Source organism: Streptacidiphilus sp. P02-A3a (assembly GCF_014084105.1).
Classification (GTDB): domain Bacteria; phylum Actinomycetota; class Actinomycetes; order Streptomycetales; family Streptomycetaceae; genus Streptacidiphilus.
In genome coordinates, this window is record NZ_CP048289.1 from 6,889,432 (window position 1) to 6,913,225 (window position 23,794).

Annotated in this window: 21 protein-coding genes; 12 read left to right on the forward strand and 9 right to left on the reverse strand. The window is 71.6% G+C overall.

Annotation, left to right across the window (positions count from 1 at the left end; genetic code table 11):
* Positions 1-84: 84 nt before the first annotated feature.
* From GXP74_RS29030 to GXP74_RS29060, 7 genes are all read right to left on the reverse strand, one after another.
* Positions 85-1,887 carry a non-ribosomal peptide synthetase gene (locus GXP74_RS29030; protein ID WP_182454202.1) on the reverse strand — a complete coding sequence of 601 codons (1,803 nt, stop codon included), beginning with the start codon at positions 1,885-1,887 and terminating at the stop codon, positions 85-87.
* 108 nt (positions 1,888-1,995) lie between these two features.
* A complete protein-coding gene (gene sbnA / locus GXP74_RS29035) occupies positions 1,996-2,997 on the reverse strand; it encodes a 2,3-diaminopropionate biosynthesis protein SbnA (protein WP_182454203.1) in 1,002 nt (333 codons plus the stop codon).
* A gap of 42 nt (positions 2,998-3,039) precedes the next feature.
* Positions 3,040-4,068, reverse strand: a complete 1,029-nt coding sequence (gene sbnB, locus GXP74_RS29040) for a 2,3-diaminopropionate biosynthesis protein SbnB (RefSeq protein WP_182454204.1) — start codon at positions 4,066-4,068, stop codon at positions 3,040-3,042.
* 102 nt (positions 4,069-4,170) lie between these two features.
* Positions 4,171-4,413: a response regulator transcription factor gene (locus GXP74_RS29045; protein WP_225448274.1), complete on the reverse strand. Its 243-nt coding sequence runs from the start codon at positions 4,411-4,413 to the stop codon at positions 4,171-4,173.
* A gap of 95 nt (positions 4,414-4,508) precedes the next feature.
* A complete protein-coding gene (locus GXP74_RS29050; protein ID WP_182454205.1) occupies positions 4,509-4,691 on the reverse strand; it encodes a hypothetical protein in 183 nt (60 codons plus the stop codon).
* Positions 4,692-4,865: 174 nt separating this feature from the next.
* Positions 4,866-5,417 carry a hypothetical protein gene (locus GXP74_RS29055; protein ID WP_182454206.1) on the reverse strand — a complete coding sequence of 184 codons (552 nt, stop codon included), beginning with the start codon at positions 5,415-5,417 and terminating at the stop codon, positions 4,866-4,868.
* A gap of 114 nt (positions 5,418-5,531) precedes the next feature.
* Entirely contained in the window at positions 5,532-6,575 is a 1,044-nt protein-coding gene (locus GXP74_RS29060; protein WP_182454207.1) for a helix-turn-helix transcriptional regulator, read from the reverse strand.
* A 341-nt stretch (positions 6,576-6,916) separates the two neighbouring features.
* Between GXP74_RS29060 and GXP74_RS29065 the strand changes: the two genes are divergently transcribed.
* The 7 genes from GXP74_RS29065 (at position 6,917) to GXP74_RS29095 (ending at position 12,843) form a co-directional block, all read left to right on the forward strand.
* Positions 6,917-8,068: an ROK family protein gene (locus GXP74_RS29065; RefSeq protein WP_182454208.1), complete on the forward strand. Its 1,152-nt coding sequence runs from the start codon at positions 6,917-6,919 to the stop codon at positions 8,066-8,068.
* A gap of 128 nt (positions 8,069-8,196) precedes the next feature.
* Positions 8,197-8,838: a TetR/AcrR family transcriptional regulator gene (locus tag GXP74_RS29070; RefSeq protein WP_182454209.1), complete on the forward strand. Its 642-nt coding sequence runs from the start codon at positions 8,197-8,199 to the stop codon at positions 8,836-8,838.
* Positions 8,835-9,254, forward strand: a complete 420-nt coding sequence (locus tag GXP74_RS29075) for a hypothetical protein (protein ID WP_182454210.1) — start codon at positions 8,835-8,837, stop codon at positions 9,252-9,254. The genes GXP74_RS29070 and GXP74_RS29075 overlap by 4 nt, the downstream gene beginning before the upstream one ends.
* Positions 9,255-9,376: 122 nt before the next feature.
* Complete coding sequence (locus GXP74_RS29080; protein WP_182454211.1) at positions 9,377-10,570, forward strand: NAD(P)/FAD-dependent oxidoreductase; 1,194 nt, start codon at positions 9,377-9,379, stop codon at positions 10,568-10,570.
* On the forward strand, positions 10,567-11,496 hold the full coding sequence (locus tag GXP74_RS29085; RefSeq protein WP_182454212.1) for an RNA polymerase sigma-70 factor: 930 nt from the start codon (positions 10,567-10,569) through the stop codon (positions 11,494-11,496). The genes GXP74_RS29080 and GXP74_RS29085 overlap by 4 nt, the downstream gene beginning before the upstream one ends.
* Positions 11,493-12,581: an adenosine deaminase gene (add, locus tag GXP74_RS29090; protein ID WP_182454213.1), complete on the forward strand. Its 1,089-nt coding sequence runs from the start codon at positions 11,493-11,495 to the stop codon at positions 12,579-12,581. Before GXP74_RS29085 ends, add begins: the two co-directional genes overlap by 4 nt.
* A gap of 70 nt (positions 12,582-12,651) precedes the next feature.
* Positions 12,652-12,843 (forward strand): hypothetical protein, encoded by a 192-nt coding sequence (locus GXP74_RS29095; RefSeq protein WP_182454214.1) that lies wholly within the window; start codon positions 12,652-12,654, stop codon positions 12,841-12,843.
* Between the two features lie 10 nt (positions 12,844-12,853).
* Here the strand turns inward: GXP74_RS29095 and GXP74_RS41945 are convergent, their stop codons facing one another.
* Complete coding sequence (locus GXP74_RS41945) at positions 12,854-15,856, reverse strand: BTAD domain-containing putative transcriptional regulator (protein ID WP_182454215.1); 3,003 nt, start codon at positions 15,854-15,856, stop codon at positions 12,854-12,856.
* Positions 15,857-16,369: 513 nt separating this feature from the next.
* The gene (locus GXP74_RS29105) at positions 16,370-17,974 is read right to left on the reverse strand and encodes a glycoside hydrolase family 43 protein (RefSeq protein ID WP_225448275.1); all 1,605 of its coding nucleotides are present in this window, start codon (positions 17,972-17,974) and stop codon (positions 16,370-16,372) included.
* 282 nt (positions 17,975-18,256) lie between these two features.
* On the opposite strand from GXP74_RS29105, the gene GXP74_RS29110 reads away from it, so the two are divergent.
* The 5 genes from GXP74_RS29110 (at position 18,257) to GXP74_RS29130 (ending at position 23,788) form a co-directional block, all read left to right on the forward strand.
* Positions 18,257-18,856 carry a hypothetical protein gene (locus GXP74_RS29110; RefSeq protein ID WP_182454216.1) on the forward strand — a complete coding sequence of 200 codons (600 nt, stop codon included), beginning with the start codon at positions 18,257-18,259 and terminating at the stop codon, positions 18,854-18,856.
* Between the two features lie 397 nt (positions 18,857-19,253).
* Positions 19,254-20,225, forward strand: coding sequence for a MetQ/NlpA family ABC transporter substrate-binding protein (locus GXP74_RS29115; RefSeq protein ID WP_182454217.1), 972 nt, complete (start codon positions 19,254-19,256; stop codon positions 20,223-20,225).
* A gap of 36 nt (positions 20,226-20,261) precedes the next feature.
* Positions 20,262-21,332, forward strand: a complete 1,071-nt coding sequence (locus GXP74_RS29120) for a methionine ABC transporter ATP-binding protein (protein WP_182454218.1) — start codon at positions 20,262-20,264, stop codon at positions 21,330-21,332.
* Between the two features lies 1 nt (position 21,333).
* Entirely contained in the window at positions 21,334-21,993 is a 660-nt protein-coding gene (locus GXP74_RS29125) for a methionine ABC transporter permease (protein WP_182454219.1), read from the forward strand.
* A gap of 202 nt (positions 21,994-22,195) precedes the next feature.
* The gene (locus GXP74_RS29130) at positions 22,196-23,788 is read left to right on the forward strand and encodes an NAD(P)-binding domain-containing protein (RefSeq protein ID WP_225448276.1); all 1,593 of its coding nucleotides are present in this window, start codon (positions 22,196-22,198) and stop codon (positions 23,786-23,788) included.
* Positions 23,789-23,794: the final 6 nt, after the last annotated feature.

Here is a 23,794-nt window from a genome sequence, read left to right on the forward strand (position 1 = left end):
ATCACCTCTCAGGGGGCGACGGCGGGTCGCTCGGGGCGGCGCCCGTCGCGGTGCGGGCTGCTGGTTGCCGGTGGCGGCGGGTCGCTACCGGCCCGCGGCCGGTGCCGCCTGGGCCGAGACGGCGGCGCGCACCAGCGCGGTCTGGTCGGTGAGGGTCGGGGACTGCATCATCCGGACGGCGTTCACCTTGACGCCGAAGCGGGCCCGGATGTCCTTGACCATCCGCATGACCTGGAGTGAATGGCCGCCCAGCGCGAAGAAGTCGGCCTGCGGGCCGGTCGGCGGCACGCCCAGCACGTCCTGCCAGATCTCGGCCAGCGCCGCCATGTCCGGGTCGTCCCAGCGGACCGCCGCCGGGGCGGCGTCGCTGCCCGTGGACCCGGCCGCCCCCGGGTCGGGCAGGGCGCGCCGGTCGATCTTCCCGCTGGGGGTGCGCGGCCAGACCTCGACCGGGACGAACACCGCGGGCACCATGTGCCGGGGCAGCCGGACCGCGGCGTGGGCACGCAGCAGCGACTCGTCGAAGGGGTGCCCCTGGTTCGGGCGCACGTACCCCACGAGACGCTGCTCGGTGCCGTCCAGCTGGGGCACCACCGCCGCGCCCGCCACCGACGGATGCTCCTGCAACCAGTTCTCGATCTCGCCGAGCTCCACCCGGTGGCCGCGGATCTTCACCTGGTGGTCGGTCCGCCCGAGCAGTTCGAGCGCGCCGTCGGCGCGGAGCCGGCCGACGTCGCCGGTGCGGTACAGCCGGGCCCCGTCCGGGCCGAAGGGGTCGGCGACGAAGCACGCGTCGGTGAGCTCGGGCCTGCCGTGATAGCCGCGGGCCACGCTGCCGCCCCCGATCCACACCTCGCCGCGCCCGTCCGCCGGGACCTGGCGCATCCGCTCGTCGAGGACGTGGACCGTGGTGTCCGGCAGCGGGAGGCCGACCGGGACGGCCTCGCGGTCGGCCGGGGTGAACCGGTGCGCGGTGGACCACACGGTCGTCTCGGTGGGGCCGTAGATGTTCCACACCGAGTGGCATCGGTCGGCCAACTCCGCCGCCAGCGACGGCGCGAGCTGCTCACCGCCGCACAGCGCCACCCGCAGGCCGCCGGGCCACCCGGCGTCGAGCAGCAGCCGCCAGGTCAGCGGGGTGGCCTGGAGGACCGTCGCGCCGCTGCCCGCGAGCAGGTCGCGGAGCGCCGCGCCGTCCAGCACCTGCTGGTCGGTGGCGATCTCCACGGTCGAGCCGTGGACCAGCGGGAGGAACAACTCGACGAGGACGGGGTCGAACGACGCGGAGGTCACCGAGAGCCAGACGTCGTCCGGTTCCGGCCGCACCACCGCGCCCATCGCGAGGACGCCCTTGACCAGGCAGCGGTGGTCCACGGCCACGCCCTTGGGGCGCCCGGTGGAGCCAGAGGTGTACATGATGTAGGCCAGGTCGTCCGGTGCGGTCGTCGGCCGCCCGACCGGCGGGACCGGGGTCGGCGGCTCCGGCGGGTCCAGGACCAGTACCTGGGCGGTGGCCGCCCGTTCGGCGATCCGGCTCACGGTGAGCGTGGTCACGGCGCCCGAGTCGCGCAGCATGTACTCCTGCCGCTCGCGGGGGTAGGCGGGGTCGACCGGCACGAAGGCGGCTCCCGAGCCGAGCACGGCCAGCAGCGCGACCGGCAGTTCCACGGAGCGGTCCACCATCACGGCGACCACCTGTCCCGGGCCCGCCCCCCGCTCGGTGAGCCGGGCGGCGGCCCGCTCACCGGCGTCGACCAGCTCCCGATAGCTCAGCGAGCGGTCGCCGCAGCGCACCGCCACCCGGTCCGGGGTGCGGTTCGCCTGTTCGGCGACCAGTTCGTGGAGCGCGCGCCGCGGCCACGGAGGGTTCGAGATCGCTTCGGGCATCCCGGATTCTCAGCTTTCTGGTAGACGGAGTTTTCTGGTAGACGGAGTCTTCTGGTGGACGGAGCTTTCTGGTGGACGGAGTCTTCTGGTGGACGGGGCGTACGGCAGTCAGCCGGCCACACCGGACACGGCCAGCCGCTCGTCCGGGCGGGGCTCCTCCAACGCGTCCGGGCCGTAGCCCTCCCGGACCCAGCCGGGCTGGTAGACCGAATCGAGGTAGCGCTCGCCGAGGTCCGCGGAGATGGCGACCGCGGTCGTCTCGACGCCCGGCCGGTGCTCGGCGAGCCAGCGCAGCGCGCCGCTGACCACGGTCCCGGTGGAGCCGCCGAACAGGTATCCGTGGCGGGCCAGTTGATGGCAGGCGCGCAGTGTGTCCAGCTCCGGGACGAGCACGACGTCGTCGACGTAGGACTCGTCCAGCAGCGGCGGCCGGACTCCCGCGCCCAGTCCGGGGATCATCCGCGGTGCCGGTGGTCCGCCGAAGGACACGGAGCCGACCGAGTCCACCGCGACGACGGTGACCCCGGGCCGGGTCTCACGCAGGTAGCGGGCGCAGCCCATCAGCGTGCCGGTGGTCCCGGCCCCGACGAAGAGCACGTCCAGGTCCGGGAACCGCTGGGCGACGGCCGGCGCGGTCCGCCGGTAGTGCGCCATCCAGTTGCTGGGGTTGGTGTACTGGTTCAGCCAGACGTAGCGGCTGTCGGCGGCGCACAGCTCCCGCACGTAGCCGAGGCGGGCGGCGAGGAAGCCGCCTTCGGCGCTGGGCTCCACGACGGTGTGCACCTGGCTTCCGAGTGCTTCCATCAACCGTCGGGTCGTCAGGTTGCAGCGGGTGTCGGTCACGCACAGGAACCGGTAGCCCCGGCTGGCCGCGATCATGCTGAGGGCCACCCCGAGATTGCCCGAGGAGGACTCCACGATGACGGAGTCGGGGGACAGCAGGCCGTCCCGCTCGGCCGCGTCCACCAGCGCGGTCGCGGCCTTGAGTTTGATCGATCCGGCGAAGTTGAAGCCTTCGCACTTCAGATAGAGCGGGGCCGCGAGCACAGGGCGCAGATCCACGTAGAGATCATCGACATTGAAGTCCTCGGGACGGGAGACGATCGGCACAGAAAACCTCCATTCGAACGGCAGAGCGGGTTCGAACGGCGGCTATCCGTAGCGCCGCAGCTCCGAGTGGAAATCGTCGATGACGGTCAGTTCTCCCGAGCGCCCGACCTCGTCGAGGACGTGCTTTCCGACCGCGAGGTCCAGCACCCCGAGACCGAACGGGGAGAAGACCACCGGCCGGTCCGCGGGGATCGCCACGGAGCCGTTCATCACGTCGAAGAGCGTCCCGTTCACGAAGTCGCGGTTGCCCACCAGCTGTTCGACCAGGTGCGGCGAGGTGTTCGCCTTCAGGCAGTGCTCGACGTCGTCCAGGATGTTGGTGGAGCCCAGCAGGATCTCGGGGGCCAGGTCGCGCAGCGACACGTGCAGGACCAGGGGGTTGTGGGCGAACCAGTCCTGCTCCGTGACGTGCGGCGCCGCGGCGACGGTCGCGAACACCACCAGGTCCGAGGAGCGGATCAACTCCTCCGCGTCGCGGTGGACGGTGACCCGGGCGCTGCCGTCGGCCTCCTGGAGGTAGCCGCGGAACCCCTCGGCGTGCTCCGCGGCGAGGTCGTGCACCCCGACGTCCCCGAACGACCAGCCGGTGCCCAGGAGATAGGTGTGGATGTAGCGCGCGATCAGCCCGGTGCCGACGAAACCGATGCGGGTCGGGCGACCCCGCTCGCGGGTCAGCCAGTCCGCCGCGAGCGCCGCGGACGCCGCGGTCCGGACCGCGCTGATGACCGAACTCTCCAGGCAGGCCATGGGATAGCCGGTCTCGGGGTCGTTCAGGATGAGCACCGCCGAGGCGCGCGGGATCCCCCGCTTCACGTTCTCCGGGAAACTGGAGATCCACTTCAGTCCGTCCACCGCGGACTCCCCGCCCAGGGAGGCGGGCAGGGCGATGATCCGGGCGGTCGGGCGGTCGGGGAACTGCAGGAAGTACGAGGGGGGATTGACCGTGCCGCCGGTGCCGTGCAACCGGTAGGTCGACTCGACCAGGTCCGTGATCTTCTTCTCCTGCCCGGCCAGGACTGCCCGCACTTGGGCGCCGGATATCACGCCGAACGAAGGGACTGCAGCGGTCATGGGAAAACTCTCCGATTGAGGGCATGGTTCAGCCGGGGCGCGCCGGTGAACACGCGACGGGGCGACTGCGCATGGTGACGGTGACTGCGGATGTGTGGGCCGTCAGCCGGACATTCCGACGAGCCTGGAGCCCTCGTCGAGGGCGATCGCCAGGCGCAGCAGATGGACGCGGCCTCTGGCGCCGGTCTTCCCGCGGATGCGGCGCAGGTACGAGTCCACGGTGTGGGGGCTGATCTGCATGTGCTGGGCGATGGACTGGTAGGTGTAGCCCTCCGCGAGCAGGCTGAGGACCTGCCGTTCGCGGTTGCTGAGCATTTCACCGGAGGCGATGGTTTCACTGTTCACGGTATGCCGTCTCTCTGGGAAGACCTGGTGATACCGGCGCGTCTTCCCGGCTCGTCCGAAGCGGTGACAGTGAGCGAGGCCGGAGCGCTCGCGGATCAGCCTCCCCAGCCGCTGTCGGCGGGGCCGACCGCGGCGGGGTTGGGGGCCTGGACGGCCGCGGCCGGGGCGGCCTGCGCGGCGGGCCCGGGCGCGGGCGCCGCGATCGCGGCGGAGGCGGCGAGGGCGACGGTGGTGGCGGCCAGGGCGAGAGCGGTCGCGGCGGAGCGGAGGCGGTTCATGGGGTGGGCTCCTCAGGGAACGTGGATCTGGTCCGACAACCCCGGTCCGGGGCTGCGTCCTGACCACCAGCATGGCCAACGCACGTCGGGTGAACCACAGTTGGCCCTGCTCACCAAGCTGCACCACATCAAGGCGAAGGGGGGACATTACTGCAAAGAACCACTTATAACGCCTCAAATACCATGCTCGGGGGGATTGTCAGGTTCGCCGTCGGCGCGCAGTCTCAGGACCAGCAGCACGCAGGACGTGGGCGCCTGGTGCGGCGTGGCCGTGAAACCGGCCGGTACGTAGAACGCCCCGCCGACCCTCAGCCGTAGGCTGAGTGGCCGATCGGCGGGCGGCCGGACCGGCCGGTCCCGCGGCGGTGCGACGTCGATCCGGCAGCCGCCGTGAACCGGGAGCAGCAGCTGGTCCGACTCCGCGCACAGCGGCCCGCCGCTCGTCCCGGTCCGCACCGGCTGGAAGGCGGCATCCACCCCGGTACCCAGCGAGACCCGCAGACCCGACGTCAACTCACGCGTACTGGCGGCACTTTCCCATCGGGCCGCGAGCGCCTCGGCCTCGGTGGTCAGGCGGGCGGCCCTCCGGCCGAAGGGGGTGAGCCTGCCCAGCACGGCCTCGCAGCCCCGGGGCCACACCAGTGCCGGACTGGTGCCCCTGGACACCGAGAGGCACAGCGCGATGTCGCCCAGGAACGTCTCCATGCCGTGTCCGGCTGACTCCATGTCCAACTCCGCCCTCCCCCGGCCCTCCCGCAGCCATCTTCCGGGCTTCACCGCCGGTGCGGTAGCTACGGGAACCCGGTACCGGATCGCGGGCCCGGCCGGGGGCGGCGCCGGTCAGCCGTCGATGTCGGGAGCCTCCCCCGGTTCCTCCGGCGCGAGCAGGCCGCGGGCGGCCGCGAGCACCCCCGCCTGGAACCGGCTCTGGGCGCCGAGCAGCGCCATGATGTCGGCGATGTGCTTCCGGGCGGTCCGCAGCGACATGCCGAGCCGCCGGGCGATCGTCTCGTCCTTCAGGCCCGCCGCGAGCAGCCGCAGAATGCTGCGGTCGATGTCCTTCGCGACCGCCTCCAGGCCGTCCGCGGCCGCCTCGGAGAAGGGCTGCGCCTGGGTCCACGCCTGCTCGAAAACCGAGCACAGGTATTCGACGATCGATGGTTCACGGATGACGACGGCGCCCCAGGTCGCTGATCGTTCCGGAATGAAGGCGACCCGCCGGTCGTAGATGATGAGCCGGCCGAACAGCTCGTGGGCGGTGCGGTATTCGGCGCCCAGCGGCGACAGCGCCGCGACATACGCCTGGCTGGGGCCGTTGAACCGGGCGGTGTGGTGGTAGAGCGTGCGCATCCGCACGCCGCGGGACAGCATCGCCCGGTCCCGGCTCAGGGCCTCTTCGAGTACCTTCGGGACCCGGTTGCCTCCCGGCTGGCTGGCCAGCATCTCCTCTCCGCAGTCCGCCGAGGCGCGGGTCAGCGCTCCCCGGACCTCTTCCATCCGGGCGATCACCTCGATCTCGTTCGTTCGGCTCAGGGCCTCCAGATAGTGGCTCCGCAGGCTGCCGAACCGCTCGCGGATCTGGTCGAGCCGCGTCTGCTGCTGGTGGATCGCGCTTTCCAGGGACGCGGTCTTGGTGGCTACCACGAGGTCGGGGTCGACCATGCGCAGCCGGTCGGGGTCGGAGGCGTCCGCCCGAAGCAGTCCCATCATGGTGAGCGAGCGCAGGGCGGTGCCGACCGCTTCCGGTGTCAGCCCCAACTCCCTCGCGGTGTCCTGGAGATCAACGTGCTCGTGGCGTGCCGTCCAGCGGTAGACGGCGATCTCCTCACTGCTCGGCTCGATGCGGTGGTGACCGGGCGAGCCGCCGTTGTTGGCCAGTTGCATGTCTGTCCTTACCTGGTCGCACCGCGTGGTACACGGCGCCCCCTACTTTCGACTTCCTTCCCGAGAACATCATCCGCCCTGGTCGTGGGGCAAGTTAACGCCAGTAGTGAGGCACCGGGCCGTCACCTTTCGTCAACGAACCCATGAACTCTCGCGCTCCCCGGCGGATGCGCCAGTGGTGGCGCGTGGCGCTCGTGGGCACACCGCCCCGATCGGCAACGCGCCGGGGAGTCCCGCCGGGGGATGATGAGCTCGACAGCGGCGTTCCTCCAGCGAGGAGAGGGATCATCAGCACACCGTTCAACCTTAGGGAGATCGGACGCTTCCGCGTCCTGCAGGCCGTGTACGACAGCGTCTCCACCAGCAGGTTGGAGCTGGTCAGGGCAACCGGGCTGAGCCGGGCGACGGTCTCGGCGCTGGTGACCGACCTGCTGGAGGCCGGTCTGGTGAACGAGGACAACGTGCCCGACCCGGCCGAGTCCGAGGGCCGCAAGGGCGGGCGTCCGGTACAGCCGATCGCCCTGACGGCGTCGGCCGCCTACGCGGTGGGCGCGGACATCGGCCACCAGCACGTCCGCGTCGCCATCTGCGACCTCCGTGGCACCTCGGTCTGGGAGGCGTACCGGGCGCACAGCGTCGACCGGGCACCGCAGGAGACGCTGGACCTGGTGGCCGAGCTCGCGATGAACGGAATCTCGGAGACCGGCGTCGCGGAGCGGGTCCTGGGCATGGGCGTGGACATCGCCGCCCCCGTGCATCAGCTGGACGGCTCCCTGGAGGCCATGGGGATCATGCCCGGCTGGGTCGGTGTCCACCCCGGCGTCGAGCTGGCCGACCGGACCGGACTGACCACCAGCCTGGCCAACGACGCCAACGCCGGTGCCCTGGGCGAGCGCCTCTACGGGGCCGGGCGGGCCAGCAGGAACCTCGTCTACGTGCGCCTGTCGGCCGGTATCGGCGCGGGCGTGGTGATGAACGGCGTGCCGCTGCTCGGCGGCGACGGCCTGGCCGGGGAGATCGGCCACGTCGTCGTCGACCCCGGCGGCCGCATCTGCCGCTGCGGCCAGCGCGGATGCCTGGAGACCGTCGCCAGTCCCGTTGCCATCAGCCGCCTGCTCAGCGACAGTTGGAACGAGCCGGTGAGCGTGGCCGACGTGCTGACGCTGGTCGCCTCGGGCAACCCCGGCGCCCTCCGCGCGGTCCAGGACGCCGCCGAGCAGATCGGCCGGGTACTGGCCACGCTGGTGACGATCCTCAACCCCGAGCTGATCGTTGTCGGCGGAGAGCTGGCCCAGCTCGGCGACCTGCTCTTCACACCGTTGCAGACCAGCGTCAAGCGCCACACGTTCGCCGCCCTGACCGACCGGATCCGGGTCGCCGGGGGCGAGTTGGGGGAGAGCGCCGAGGTGCGCGGCGCGGCGGGCCTGGTTCTGGCGGACGCGCCGCGGATCCTCGCCGCCCGGGGCCTGACCATGCCGACCGCCCGAACCTGACCCCGGCTGCCCCGGGCGTAACTGACGGCACGTCAACAACTGGCTGGTTCCCGCCCCTTGCCGGGCTTTCTGATGACCTCTAAGTTTTGAGCAGTTGCTCAATCCGATCGATCAGTGAAAGGCGCGCCGTGGCCAGAGCCGGTGGGAAGCGTTCGGTTGAGTCGTCCGGGGGCTCCAGTTCGGCGGAGACGCGAGCGGCGCTGGTCGCCGGAGCCGTCGCCGCCCTGCGCGAGGAGGGCTTCGCCGGAGCCAGCGCCCGGGAGATCGCCCGGCGCGCGGGCTGCAACCAGTCGCTGATCTTCTATCACTTCGGCTCAGTGGCCAAACTGCACCTGGCGGCCTTGGACATGGTCAGCGGTGCGCGCAACGAGCGCTACCAGGCGATGGTCGATGAGTCCAAGAACCTCGGCGCCCTGGTCCAGGCTGCCAGGACGGTGTTCGATGAGGACCTGGACCAGGGACACGTGACCGTGCTCGTCGAGATGATCGCCGCTGCCCAGTTCACCCCCGAGCTCCGCCCGGAAGTCGCCGCCCGGATCCGTCCGTGGCGCACCTTCGCCGCCGACAGCGTCCGCGACGCGCTCGCGGGCTCCCCCGCCGCGCGACTGCTGCCCCCCGAAGAACTCGCCCACGCGATCGTGGCCCTGTACCTGGGCCTGGAGATGCTCGCCAACCTCGAAGGGGAACGCGGGCCCGCGCTGGCCCTGTTCGACCGTGCCGGGAAAATCGCCTCCCTCCTCGACATCTTCAAACGAAAGAAGAAGGCATGACCAGCAACAGACGTGACTGGTGGCTCTTCGCCGGATGGCTGCTGACCGGCGCCTGCTACCTGCTCGCCCTCGTCACCATGCTGTCGATCGGGATCTTCGTCCTGCCGATCCCCCTGGCCGGCACCGTCGCCCTGGCCACGCGTCCAGGCACCGGGCGGGGTCTGCCCGGCCTGCTGTCCGGTGCGAGCCTGCCACTGTTCCTCCTGGCCTACCTCAACCAGCACGGCCCCGGCACCTACTGCACCACCTCGGCCACCGGCAGCACCTGCACCGAGGGCATGCTCGACCCCTGGCTCCTGCTGGCGGCCGGCCTACTCGTCCTCACCGCCGGCGTCGCGCTGTTCCTCAGCATTCGACGACGGCCGGTGAACAGTCCCGCACCGAGGCCGCCCGAGCAGTCGGCCGCCTCGTGCTGACGAAGCCCGGGTCACGATGTGACGCGGACCACATCAGCTCCATGTCACGAACGGAAACCCAGCTTGCGTCTGCTGGTCGTCCGCACGGCGGGAACGACCGACACGAAAGAGGCAGCAGAGCGATGGACACGACAGCAGCGCAGCAGCACGAGGTCCTGGTCCTGGGCGCGGGTTACGCGGGACTCTCGGCCGCGGTCCAGCTCGCGGCCCGCACCAGGAAGCGCGGGGACCTGCGGGTGACGCTGGTCAACCCGTACGACACCTTCACCGAGCGGCTCCGCCTGCACATGACCGCCACCGGCCAGGAGACGGCCGAGATGAACATCCCCGAACTGCTGGACGGCACCGGCGCCGCATTCGTGCGCGGCTGGGTCACCGCCGTCGACGCCGAGGCCAGGACCGTCCGGATCGACGACGACCGGGTCCTGCGCTACGACACCCTGGTCTACGGCCTGGGCAGCATCGCGGACACCGCCGCCGTCCCCGGTGTGGACGACCACGCCTACACCTTCGACAGTCCGCAGGACGCCACCCTCCTCGCTGACCGGCTGGCCCGGCTCGACGGCGGGACCGTCGTGATCGGCGGCAGCGGCCTCACCGGTGTCGAGGCCGCCGCGGAGATCGCCGAGCGGCACCCGGAGCTCCAGGTGGTGCTCCTGGGTCGGCAGCAGCCGGGCGCGGGCATGCACCCGAAGGCCAGGGCCCACCTGGACGCGGCGCTCGCCCGGCTCGGCGTGGAGGTGCGCAGCGGCGTCGAGGTGGTCAAGGTGCTGCCGGACAGCGTCGAGCTCGCGGACGGCCCCGGCATCCCGGCGGCAGCGGTGCTGTGGACCACCGGGACTCGCGTCTCGCCGTTGGCTGCCGCCGCGGGCCTGGCCGTCGACGAGCGCGGCCGGGTGGTCACCGACAACGCACTGCGCTCGACCTCGCACCCGGACGTCTACGCCGTGGGCGACGCGGCGGCCGTCCCTCAGGGCTACGGCGTGATGCACGGGACCTGCCAGAGCGGCATGCCCACCGGCGTGCACGCGGCGCTGTCGATCCTGCGGACGCTGGCCGGGAAGGAGCCCCGGCCCTTCCGCTTCGGCTACTACCACACGCCCGTCAGCCTGGGCCGGAACGACGCCGTCGTGCAGTTCACCCACCCCGACGGCAGCCCGCGACGGATCGTGCTGACCGGCAAGCGGGCCGCGAAGTACAAGGAGACGGTCAGCGCCGCCCCGTGGCCCACCTTCGCCCGCATGCGGAAGATGCCCGCCTCGGGCGCCCTCTGGCCGCACGGCGGCCGCTACACCCGGACCAGGAGCGCCATATGACCCAGTCGCAGCAGACCGGCCCCGACCAGCTCGCCTTCCAGCAGTACCGCTCCCTGCTCTTCTCCGTCGCCTACCGCATCCTCGGCTCGGCCGCCGACGCCGAGGACGTGGTCCAGGACGCCTGGCTCAAGTGGTCGGCGGCCGACCGCTCCCAGGTCGCCGAGCCCAAGGCCTACCTGACCCGGATCGTCTCCAACCTGGCGATGGAGCGGCTCCGTTCGACCCGCCACCAGCGCGAGACCTACGTCGGGCCCTGGCTGCCCGAGCCGATCCTGACCGGCCCGGACACCGCCGACGGCGTCGCCGCGGCGGACTCGGTCTCGATGGCCCTGCTGGTCGTCCTGGAGACGCTGAGCCCGCTGGAGCGTGCGGTCTTCGTGTTGAAGGAGGTCTTCGCCTTCAGCTACGCGGAGATCGCGGAAGCGGTGGAACGCTCGGAGACGGCGGTCCGGCAGGCCGCGCACCGTGCCCGCGCGCACGTCCAGGCCCGCCGGCCCCGCTTCACCGCCGACCGCGCCCGCCAGCGCGACGCCACCGAGCGCTTCATCGCGGCGGCGACGGGCGGCGACATCAACACCCTCATGGAACTGCTCTCCCCGGACGTGACGGTGTGGACCGACGGCGGCGGCAAGGTCCGCCAGGCCCTCAAGCCGGTCGTCGGCCTGGAGACCGTGGCCCGTTGGTTCTCCTCGCTCGGCACCATGACCTACCAGGGCGTCGAGCCCGGCCAGATGCGGGCAGAGCTCACCTCGATCAACGGCGGCCCGGGCTTGGTGTTCCGCGGCCCGGACCGCGTGATCGCCACGCTGACCTTCGACTTCGACCCGGAAGGCCGCATCTCGACCATCCACAACGTGGCCAACCCCGACAAGCTCCACGCCATCACCGACGGCACCAGGCACGAACTCTCGGGAACGCAGGCATGACGGAGCCCCATCCCAGCGGCTCGCAGAGCGCTCGCGCGTTCATCGCCGCGCTGCCCAAGACCGACCTGCACCTGCACCTGGTCGGGTCGGCGTCGCCCGAGACGGTGGTGGAGTTGTCGCGCCGCCACCCGGAGGAGCGTCTGCCGACGACTCTCGCGCAGGTGCGCGCCCTCTACGCGTTCACCGGCTTCCGGCACTTCCTGGAGGTCTACACGCGGGTGGCCGGGCTGGTCCGTACCCGGGCCGACATCCTGGTGCTCGTCGACGGCCTGGCGCGCGATGCCGCGGCGAGCAACGTGCGCTACGCCGAGGTGGCCGTCACCGCGGCCGAGCACTTCGCCGCGGGCACCGCCGCCGGGGAACTGGCCGAGGCGCTCGCCGAGGGCCGTGCGGCGGCCCGGGAGCGCCATGGCGTGACCCTGAACTGGATCATCGAGGTCGGCGCCCCGGACCCGGCGACCGCCGATCGGGCCACCGACTTCGCCGTGGACGTGCGCCCGCCGGGAACCGTCGCCGTCGGTCTGGGTGGTCCGGAGGTCGGCCGGCCGCGGGTCCGCTTCGCCGAGCAGTTCGCCCGCGCCGGAAGGGCCGGACTGCACCGGGTGTGCCACGCCGGGGAGACGGTGGGCGCCGAGCAGGTGTGGTCGGCCGTGCGCGATCTGGGTGCCGGGCGCATCGGCCACGGCATCGGCGCGGCCGAGGACCCGGCCCTCCTGGCGCACCTGCGCGACAGCGGCACCGCGGTCGAGGTCTGTCCCAGCTCCAACCTGGCCACCAGGGCCGTGGGCCGGATGGGCGACCATCCGCTGCCGGTCTTCCTGGCGCACGGCGTGCCGGTCACCGTGTGCTCCGACGATCCCGGCATGTTCGCCACGACCCTCGACCGTGAGTACCGGCTGCTCGCGGACGCCTTCGGTCTCGGCCCGGGCGACCTGGCGGGACTGGCGGCCACCGGCGCCCGGGCCGCGTTCATGGAGCCTGCCGACCGCGCCGAGCTGCTGGCGGACATCGAGGCGACCCTGGTCGCGTTCACGGCCGCCACCACGGCCTCCACCCCCGGGGCGACCGCCCCGGTTCGGCGTTGATTGGTTGTTTAGCCCCTGGTCGCAGGATGTGCCGCACAGCACGTTCCAGATGACGCGGAGGACCAGGCACATGATCCAGCGCACCGGCGACGGACACCGTCCAGAGACCAGAGCCCTGGCGCGGGTGATTCCACTGCACACCGCGCTGCGGCACGCCACGCCGCACGAGGACGCACCCGACGCGGGCACGGCGGCGGTGCTCCCTGGCCCCTGGGAGTGGTTCACCCACCGCGACATTCCCCCCGTCGGCGGCCCGCGCTGAGATCAGCCCGCTAGTCGGCCGAGGCGGTGATCCGGGCCAGCAGCTCGCGCGTCCCCGCCGTCTCCGGGGCCCGCAGGCCCTCGAACAGCCCGGCCGCGGCCAGCAGGCACTCCCGGGCCCGGTCCCGGACGCCCTGCTCCGCCAGCGCGCGGCCCAGCGCCGCCAGGGCCAGCGCCCGGGCGTACTGGCTGTCCAACTCCTCGGCGATCACCAGCGACTGCTCGGCCAGCGCCACCGCCTCCGACCAGAGCGCCTGGTCGGCCAGGCACTCGGCGAGGCGGCCCAGCGCCAGCCCCTCCAGCGAGCGGCGCTGCTGCTCCTGGAAGTAGCCGAGGGCGCTCCGCAGCCGCAGCACCGCCTCCCCGGTGCGTCCGTCCGCACGCAGCGCGATGCCCAGCTGGTAGTAGCTGTCGGCGACACCGGCGGCGCTGCCGGACTCCTCCGCGATGTCGGCCGCCTGGGCCGCGCAGGCCACGCCCTCGGCCAGCCGCCCCGCGTTGAGGTGCACCCGGGCGATGTTGCCCAGCACCCGGGCCTGCCCGGTGGTGTTGCCCAGGTCGCGGCAGAGCGCCAGCGACTCCTCGAAGTAGGTCAGTGCCTCGGCGGTGCGCGAGGTGAGGTTCAGCACCAGCGCGATCTCATTGGTGACCGTGGCCCGCAGCGCCTGGTCGGCGGCGTCCCGCGGGGCGAGCAGTTCCAGTGCCCGGCGCAGCGTCGGCTCCGCCTCCCGGTGTCCGGCCGCCAGCCGGTCCAGCAGCCCGCTGAGGTAGCAGACCCGGGCCTCGGTGGCCCGGTCGCCCCGGCGCCGCGCGGCCACCCCCGCCGGGCGCAGCACGTCCCGGAACCGGGCGGCGTGCACCTGTCCGTCCAGCAGCCAGACCAGCCCCAGCAGCAGGTCCACCGCCGAGCGCAGCTCGGTACCACCGCCGGTGACACTGTCCGGATCCGCCGCGTTGCGCACCACCTGTTCGGTGATGGCGAAGATCAGCGCGCTCTCGCTGTGCGGCCAGCGCGCCGCCTGCTCCCGGTCGGCGAACCGCAGGCCCGCGGCCCGGGTCGGCTGGAAATGGCGGACCAGGGCGCCGTCCGGGTCCAGCGCGCGGGTGGCGTTGACCATGTTCGCCAGCAGGTGGTCCACCAGCAGCAGCACCACCTCGGCGCGCTGCGCCGCGCTGTCCTCGTGCTCGCTGCGCCGCCGCGCGAACAGCCGCAGCAGGTCGTGGTACTGGTAGCGGCCGGGGATGCGGGAGAGCAGCAGCCCGGCGCTGTGCAGCGACTCCAGCACGTCCTCGGTCCGCCGTTCGGGCAGCCCGATCGCCGCGGCCGCGGCGGCGGTGGTAAGCCCGTGCCCGTCCGGGAGCGCCAGCAGCCGGAACGCCCGGGCCTGCTCCGGGTGCAGCTGCTCGTAACTCAGCTGGAAGGTCGCCTCGACACCGAGCGAGCCCAGGTGCAGCTCGTCCAGCCGCCGCTCCTGGTCCGCCAGCCGTTCGGCGAGGTCGGCGGCGCTCCAGGCCGGGCGCACCGCCAGCCGGGAGGCGAGGATCCGCACCCCCAGCGGCAGGAACCCGCAGGCCGCGACCAGGGCTTCGACGGCCTCGGGCTCGGCGGCGGCGCGCTCGGCGCCGATCACCGCCGCGAACAGGTCCAGCGCCTCGCTCCGGCGGAACGCCTCGATCTCGAACAGCCGGGTGCCGGGCAGCTCCGCCAGCTGCGCCCGGCTGGTGACCAGCACCGCGCTCCCGGCGGTGCCCGGCAGCAGTGGCCGGACCTGGGAGGCGTCACGGGCGTTGTCGATCAGGATCAGCATCCGCCGCCCGGTCAGCAGCGAGCGGAACATCGCCGAACGCTCGTCCAGGCCATCGGGAATGCCGCCCGGGGCGACCCCGAGGCTGCGCAGGAAGTCGACCAGCACCAGCCCGGGATCCGTGGTCACCTGCTGCCCGCCGCGCAGGTCGGCGAACAGATGCCCGTCCGGGAACTGGTCCCGGACCTGGTGCGCGGCGTGCACGGCGAGGGTGGTCTTGCCGGAACCGCCGATGCCGAACAGCGTGATCACCGCCACGGCCTGCCCGGCCGGGGCGCGCAGGGCCGCGACCACGCCCTCCAGCTGCCCCTCGCGGCCGGCGAAGTCCGGTATGTCGGTGGGCAGCTGGGCCGGTACCACGGCCCGGTACACGGCGGCGGTGTCGGTCGTCGGGCGCTGCGGCGGTACCGCCAGCTCCGGGTCCGCGCCGAGGATCCGCTGGTGCAGCGCGCTGAGCTCCGGGCCCGGGTCGATGCCGAGCTCCTCGACCAGCAGCTCCCGGATCTCGGCGAAGCAGGCCAGCGCCTCGGCCTGACGGCCGCCCCGGTAGAGGGCGAGCATCCGCAGTTCGCGCAGGTGCTCGCGGAGCGGGTGCTCGGAGACCAGGGTGTCCAGCGCGTCCAGGACCTCGGTGTGCCGGCCAAGTTCCAGGCCGAGTTCCAGCCTGGCCTCGGCGGCGGCCAGCCGCCGCTGCTCCAGCCAGCCGCGCTGCTGTTCGGCGTACGGTCCGGGGACGCCCAGCAGCGCCTCGCCCTGCCACAGGGCCAGCGCGGTCCCGAGCCGGTCGTAGGCGGCCCGGGCCTCCCCCGCCGCCCGCAGCCGCTCGGCCTCGGCGATTTTGGCGGTGAAGGCGTGCACGTCCACCGAGAGGGCCGGATCGCCCGGGGTGCGCAGGGTGTAGCCGTCGCCGACGGAGACCAGGACGGCTCCGGGTGCGCGGCGGGCCCGCCCCGGTTCGAGTACGGCCCGCAGCCGCGAGGCGTAGGTGCGTACCGCGCCGACCGCGTGGTCCGGGACCTCACCGCCCCACAGGTCGCCCACCACCTGCTTCAGCGGGACCGACTGGCCGGGCCTCAGCAGCAGCGAGGCGAGCAGCGCGACCTGCTGCGGCGAGCCGACCTGGAGCTGTGTCCCGTCCCTCCAGGCGGCCACGGTACCGAGCAGCTGGAAGCGGAACTGTGCGGCTTCGGCAGCACTGACGTCCGTCATGATGACTCCCCGTCGGCCTCCCATTCGCACGTTCGAGCCAAGGCCGAAGCTACCACTACGGCCCTGGTGGGTCCCAATGACCCTCGTTGAACCGATGTTTATTCGCCTCTGCGATGCTTCTGGACGTATCAAACCAGCGAGAAGAGGGCAGCACATGACCGCGCCTGAGGCCGTCGAGCCGACTGCAACCGAAGAGAAGCTCGCCGTTGACGGCGGCGAGGCCCGAACCACCGGTGAGCGCGCCACGCTCCCGGGGCTTCCGCTGGAGTCGGACAGGCGAGAGGGGACGCCGAGTCCGGCGGACATCTCCACCCACCCGTGAGTCCTTGGTCCTGAGTGCGGGACCAAGCCGTTCCGGGGGAGCGACGGTTGGGTGTGAGGTGACTCTGGAGCTCCTCCGGCGTCCGGGGGACGGCCGGAAGAGCTCCGGAGTCGCTGCGCGGGGGCGCAGCACGCAGGGCCCCGATGTCCCGGTTCTCCGGCGGCGTCGGGGTCCTCTGCCGTTCGGGGGCGCTACCGGGCCGTGTAGGTCGCCTCATCGAAGTCGGCGTGGTGGCCGTGGCCGGTCAGGTCCCAGGCCCAGAGTCCGACGAACGCCCCGGTGAACCCCAGGGCCCGGATCTGGCCGTCGGCCTCGTACTCCTCGGCATGCTCGTCGGACAGCACCGTCGCGTCGAGCGAGGGGCCGAAGGGCTCCCAGCCGGCGCCCCTGTCGCAGCGGAAACGCAGTTCGGGGCCGTCGACATCCAGTCCGACACGGATGCGCGGGCTGCCGGAGAGGGCGGCCTCAAGGCTCCGGTCAGCGGTCAGGATCCCCCGGTCGCACCGTGCCAGGCGCAGGCGGGCCTGTCCGTGGTCGTCCGCGGTGACGTACAGGTAGTACCAGTTCCGGGTGTTGTAGTACGCGGTGATCCCGGCCAGGTGCTGGTGCAGACGGGGCCGGTACTCCACGGTGGCCTCGAAGGTGCAGCACGCGGACGTGACCCTGCGGGCCACCAGACTGGGGCCGATCAGGCTCCGGGGCGAGCGGCCGCCGCGCAGTCGCAGGTGGGAGTGGCGTTCGGTCAGTGAGAGCCAGTCGGATGCCGGAGGCCTGCGCAGGGTGGACCAGTGCGGTCCCAGCCGCGTCCCGTCGAAGCCGTCGACCGCCTCGGCTGCGGCCCATGGGGTGACAGGCAGGTCCGGGGCGGGTACTTCGAGCGTCGGCAGGCCGGTGCCGCCGCGCGGCCAGCCGTCGGGGGTCCAGGTGACGGGTGCGAGCGCGGTCTCGCGGCCCAGCACGCAGGGGCCGTGCGTTCCGTGCGGTCGTGCCGCCAGGTAGGCCAGGTACCACTCCCCCGACGGGGTGTCCACCAGGCTGCCGTGTCCGGCCTTCTGCAACGGCAGTTCGGGGTGGTCGCGAGCGGTGATCAGTGGGCCGTGCGGGTCGCGTTCGTAGGGTCCGGCCAGGGTGCGTGACCGGGAGACGACGACCTGGTGCTGGTAGCCGGTGCCGCCCTCGGCGGTGAGCAGGTAGTACCAGTCGCCGCGCCGGTACAGGTTGGGGCCCTCGATCCACCCGGCGCCCGGCGGCAGCTCGACCGGTACCGGGTCACCGACCAGGCCGCCGGCGCGGTCGTAGCGGGAGACCTCCAGCCCGGCCGAACCGCCGTGTCCCGGACGCCAGTCGTGCACCAGGTTCAACAGCCAACTGTCGGAGCCCTCATGGAACAGGGAGGCGTCGAAACCGCGCGAGTGCAGCAGGACCGGATCGGACCAGGGCCCCTCGACGCGGGGCGAGGTGACGAGGTAGCTGGGTACGTCGGTGAACCCGCCCGCGTACGTGGACACGTTGCTGTAGACGAGGTGGAACAGGCCGTCGGCGAAGCTCAGGTTGGGCGCCCACACCCCACCGGAGTCCGGACATCCGGTGAGGTCCAGAAGCCGGGTGCGGTCGAGCGCCCCGCCGAGGGGACGCCAGTGCACCAGGTCCCGGGAATGGTGGAGCCGCACGCCCGGGCACCACTCGAAGGTGGACGTCGCCAGGTAGTAGTCCTGCCCGACACGCACCATGGACGGATCGGGATGCGAACCCGGCAGCACCGGATTGCGGACCATCGCCGCCGCCTGCAACGGCATCTGACAACTCCCTTGGCACCAGCGCGGATCCGACCAGCAGCGACCGTAGTATCGAACATGGTCGAACGCAATCGTGCGAACCCCGGCCCCCGCCGGACCGCCGCGGATCAGTCGCGGATTCCGACAAAGCCGCGGCGTCCGACGTGTGCTCGCGGATGAGAAACCGCCGCGGACCGGGCCCGTTCCCGGTAGTCGCCACCGACCCATGGCCGACCGGCCGCCAACCCCCTAGCGTCGGACGGATACCGCCGCAGCCGGTGACGCACACCGAGAGGACCAGCCATGCGCCGAATCTTCCGTACCGCAGCCGCCCTGGCCATGGCTCTTTGCGTACTGCTCGGCCTCGGCGCGACGCAGGCCGTCGCCTCTCCCGTCTGGACCGTGTCCGGCGGGGGCGCCTTGAGCGCTACGGCGACCCCGCTGCCGGTGCAGCTGCTCAACGCGAGCGGGTTCGTCGTCTTCTCGTGCACGTCGTCGGCGGTGACAGGCAACGCCCCCAACGGCACCGCCCTTCCAGGGACCTCCCTGATCACCTTCTCCGGGTTCCCGTTCAGCGGCTGCACCGCCGCGCCCGGTGTGGCGTCCACCCTCACCATCGGCACACTGCCGCTGACGCTCACCGCCACCGCGTACAGCTCGGCGACAGGGATCACCACCGGTGTGGTCCCGGGCTTCGTGCTCATCCTGCAGAACACGGTGTGCACGGCCAGGTTCAGCGGGGCCCTGAACGCGACCTACGACAACTCGACCCACAACCTCACCCTGCAGAACAAGCTGCCCGCCAGCGGCGTGACCGGCTGCCTCGGGCTGATCAACAACGGCGACATACTGAACTACACCATCACGTACCACCTCACGACGCTCCACATCACCTCGCCCTGACGCTCCTGCGCCCGAGTCCCGGCGATGCCTCGGCGACGTCCCGGCGACACCTCGGCGACGCAGTCGGGATGTGTGGCATGCCCCACATCGCACGGATTTCGAGCATCTCTCAGGAGACTGCTAGCGTGTAGGACATGCGTTCTGCCCTGTTGACGAGTCGACGAGCGGTCGACTACGTCCAGGTCGCCAGCTCCCTCTGTCGCTGACCTCTTCGCGACACCACCCGCGCCGATCGGCTTCACCGCCCCCGGCGCGGCTGCGCGTGTCCGCGCCCTTCGTGATCCAGTAGTCGGTGCGCCGACGGCGCCTGTCCGGGCGCGCCCAAGCGCGCCGCGATCACGCACGCCCTCGTCCCCTGAACCACCCTCCCCTCAAGCAGGCACTGGAGATACTTGTCATGACTGAGTCACACCCGACCAACGAGACCCCCGCCCCTTCGGAGAACGAGCCGCAGCTGCCCTCACGCGGCAACGGACGTCGCCGCACCGTGTGGATCGCGTCAACCTCCCTGGTGGTCGTCGCCGCTCTGATCGTCACCCTGGTCCTCTCGCTCTCCGGCGGCTCGAACAGCGGGCCGAAGGCCATACGCATCGGTGTCACCGACGCCTCCCAGCCGTACTGGAAGACCTACACGGAGCTGGCCAAGAAGCAGCTCGGGCTGACCGTGCAGATCGTCAACTTCAGCGACTACAGCCAGCCCAACCCGGCGCTGAAGGAGGGGCAGCTCGACCTCAACGAGTTCCAGCACATCCAGTACCTGGCCAACTACAACGTCACCGCGCACGACGACCTCCAGCCGATCGGCGCCACCGCGGTCTACCCGCTGCCGCTGTACTCGCTGAAGTACGACAAGCCGACCGCGCTGCCGGACGGCGCCAAGGTGGCGATCCCCAATGACGCCATCAACGAGGCGCGCGGCCTGCTGGTGCTACAGGCGGCCGGACTGCTCAGCCTGAAGGACGGCGGCACCGCGTTCTCCACCACCGGCGACATCGTTTCCCACAAGGTCGACGTCACCACGCTCGACGCCTCGCAGACCGCCGACGCACTGCGGAACGGCTCGGTCGCCGCCGCGATCGTGAACGACGACTACGCGACCAGCGCCAAGCTGACGACCAAGCAGGCGATCTTCCACGACGACCCGGCCAGCCCCAGCGCCGCGCCCTATGTGAACATCTTCGTCGCCCGCAAGGCCGACGACAACAACCCGACCTACCTCAAGCTCGCCGCGCTGTACCAGCAGCCGTCCGTTCAGCAGGGCGTCCAGGCAGCCAACGGCGGCACCGCCGTGTTCCGCGACGTCCCGGCCGCCCAGCTGCAAGCCGAGCTGGCAACCGTGGAGCAGCAGGCCAAGGCCGCCCAGCAGTAGCCGTCCGGCACACCCGATCCGGAGTCGAGGAAAGCCATGCCCGCAGACAGCCCACCGCCCCCCGTGCCCGCGCCGGTGCACGTACGCTTCGACCACGTCGGCAAGACCTTCCCCGGCAAGGGGCGCAAGGCGGCGCCACAGGTGGTGCTCGACGACATCAACCTGGAGATCCGCCGCGGCGAGGTATTCGGTGTCATCGGCCACTCAGGGGCCGGCAAGAGCACGCTGGTGCGGCTGATCAACGGCCTGGAGACGCCCAGTACGGGGCGGGTCCATGTGGGGCGGCACGAGCTGACGGCGCTCAACGAGCGCGATCGTCGCGAGGTGCGGCGCGACATCGGCATGGTCTTCCAGCAGTTCAACCTCTTCCGGTCGCGCACGGTCGCCGGCAACGTCGCCTACCCGCTGAAGGTCGCGGGCGTGCGGCAGCCCGACCGCGACCGCCGGGTGGCTCGGCTGCTGGACTTCGTCGGGCTGCTCGACCGCGCCCACGACCATCCCGAGAAGCTGTCCGGCGGCCAGAAGCAGCGGGTGGGCATCGCCCGCGCGCTGGCCACCGAGCCGTCACTGCTGCTGGCGGACGAGGCGACCAGCGCGCTCGACCCGGAGACCACCGGCGAGGTGCTGGCCCTGCTGCGCCAGGTCAACCGCGAACTCGGCGTGACCATCGTGATCATCACCCACGAGCTGGACGTCATCCGCTCCGTCGCCGACCGGGTCGCGGTGCTCGACTCCGGCCGGGTGGTCGAAACCGGCAGCGCCTACGACGTCCTGGCCGAGGCGCGGACGGAGGAGGCGGCGCGGTTCGTCCGCTCCGCGCTCCGCGACCGCCCGTCGCCGGAGACGCTGGCCCGGCTGCGCGCCGCGCACGCCGGACGGCTGGTCACCGTCCGGGTGCGCGACCAGGCAGGACTCCAGACTCGACTGGCCGGCAGGTTCCTGGAGCACCACGTGGCCGCGGACATCGTGTTCGGCGGCATCAGCGAGATCCAGGAGCGGCCGGTCGGCAGCCTGACCTTCGCCTTGACCGGCCCGGACGACGCCGTGGACGCAGCGCTCAAGGCCCTGCACGCGGACGGCGTCGACCTCGTAGAGGAAGAAGCCTGAGATGCACGAGTTCCTCACCAACCTGCCGGTCTACCGGGAGGCGATCGGACAGACCCTCTACATCGTCAGCATCTCCCTGGTGGCCGGCGGTGTGCTCGGCCTGGTCCTCGGGCTGGCGCTGTACGCGACGCGACCGGGCCACATGTTCGCCAACCGGGCGGTGTTCCTGATCATCAACGTACTGGTCAACGTGGTCCGGCCGGTGCCGTTCGTCATCTTCATCACCGCCATCCAGCCGCTGATGCTGCACACCATCGGCACCACCATCGGCACCAACGCGGTCACCTTGGCGCTGTCGCTCTCGGCGGCGTTCGCGATCAGCCGGATCGTCGAGCAGAACCTGCTGACCGTCGACCCCGGCGTGGTGGAGGCCGCCCGCGCGGCCGGGGCCCGACCGGTCGGCATCCTGCTGACGGTACTGATCCCCGAGGCGCTGGGTCCGCTGATCCTCGGCTACACCTTCATCTTCATCGCCGTGGTCGACATGTCCGCCCAGGCCGGCCTCTTCGGCGGCGGCGGCCTCGGCGACTTCGCGATCACCTACGGCTCGCAGCGCTACAACTGGCCCATCGTCTACATCACGGTGGCGACGATCATCATCATCGTCCAGGCCGGCCAGTTCCTCGGCAACTGGCTCGCCCGCCGGGCCCTGCGCCGCTGACCCCTCCGCACGGGCCCACCGAACCGGCGCCCCCGGCACCGGCCGGTGCGCCCCACCGCGGGCCGGATCCTCCCACTCGGACGCGGCCTCGGCGACATGGGGTCGCCGACCCGTCCGGGTAGCGGCCTCTGAGACCTCTCTGAGATTGCCACGCGATCCTTTGTCACACGAGGGACGTTCCGCTGCGAAGCTGGAGGCCGGTGTGCTCGACCGTATCCTTGACTGCCTGGTGGTGGGTGCGGGGCCGGCCGGCCTCCAACTCGGCCAGTTGCTGCACGAACAGGGCCGGGACTACCTGATCCTGGAGGCCGGGAACACACCGGGGAGCTTCTTCGGTGTGTACCCGCGCCACCGGCGGCTGATCTCGATCAACAAGCCGCACACGGGCAGCCGCGACCCGGAGTTCAACCTCCGGATGGACTGGAACTCGCTGCTGTCGCCGGATCCCGAGTTGCTGTTCACCCGCTACAGCGAGCGGTACTTCCCCGACGCCGACGACATGGTGCGCTACCTGTCCGACTTCGCCGAGCGGTTCGAGCTCCGGATCCGCTACGGCAGCCGGGTCGCGGAGGTCCGGCGGGAGCAGGACGACGGCGGTTTCACCGTGCGGGACGATCAGGGCCGGCGGTACCGGGCGCGGCGCGTGGTCGTGGCCACCGGTGTGAGTCGGCCGTACGTGCCGGGGATCCCGGGGATCGAGCACGCCGAACAGTACGCCACGGTCCCGGTCGACCCCAAGGAGTTCATCGACCAGCGGGTGCTGATCATCGGCAAGGGCAACTCGGCGCTGGAGACGGCGGACAACCTGGTGGAGACCGCGGCGGTGATCCATCTCGCGGGCCCCCACTCGCTGCGGCTCGCGTGGCAGAGCCACTTCGTCGGCCACGTGCGGGCCGTCAACAACAACTTCCTGGACACGTACCAGCTCAAGTCGCAGAACGCGGTGCTCGACGGAACGGTGCGGAGCATCGAACGGCAGGGGAGCGGCTACCTGGTGCGCGTCGCGTTCTCCCGGGCCGACGAAGTGGTGAAGGAACTGCGCTACGACCGGGTGATCGCCTGTACCGGATTCCGCTTCGACGGATCGGTCTTCGCCGACAACTCCCGTCCCCGGCTGGTGATCAACGACCGCTTTCCGGAGCTGACCAGCGCCTACGAGTCGGTGAACGTACCCGGCCTGTACTTCGCCGGAACCCTGACCCAGCAGCTCGACTTCAAGAAGTCCACCAGCGGTTTCATCCACGGCTTCCGCTACGGGGTCAGGGCGTTGCACCGGATCCTGGAGCAGCGCGGCCATGACCGACCCTGGCCGTCGCGTGAACTTCCGTCCTCACAAGGTGAGTTGGCGGCAGCCGTGGTCGAGCGGGTCAACCGGACGTCGGCGCTGTGGCAGCAGTTCGGGGTGCTCGCCGATGTGCTCGTGGTCGACGAGGCGGGCGGCTCGGCCTCGCACTACGAGGAGGTGCCGGTCGGCTACGTGCACGACGGCCTGGTCGCTCCTGGCGACGCGGACGTCTTCGTGGTCACCCTGGAGTACGGCCCGGACCACGACAAGGTGGATCCGTTCGACATCAGCGTCCGCCGGGTGGCACAGGACGTGGTGGGCACCGCCCACGACGCCGCCTACCTGCACCCGGTGATCCGGCACTACCGTCACGGCCTCCTGCGCGCCACGCACCACATGGCGGAGAACCTGGAGAACGAGTGGAACAGCACGGGCGTGCACCTGGAGCCGCTGGCTGCCTTCCTCGCCGGTGCGGCCCGCGGGCTCGGAGCCATCCCGGACGTCGACTGATGGAGC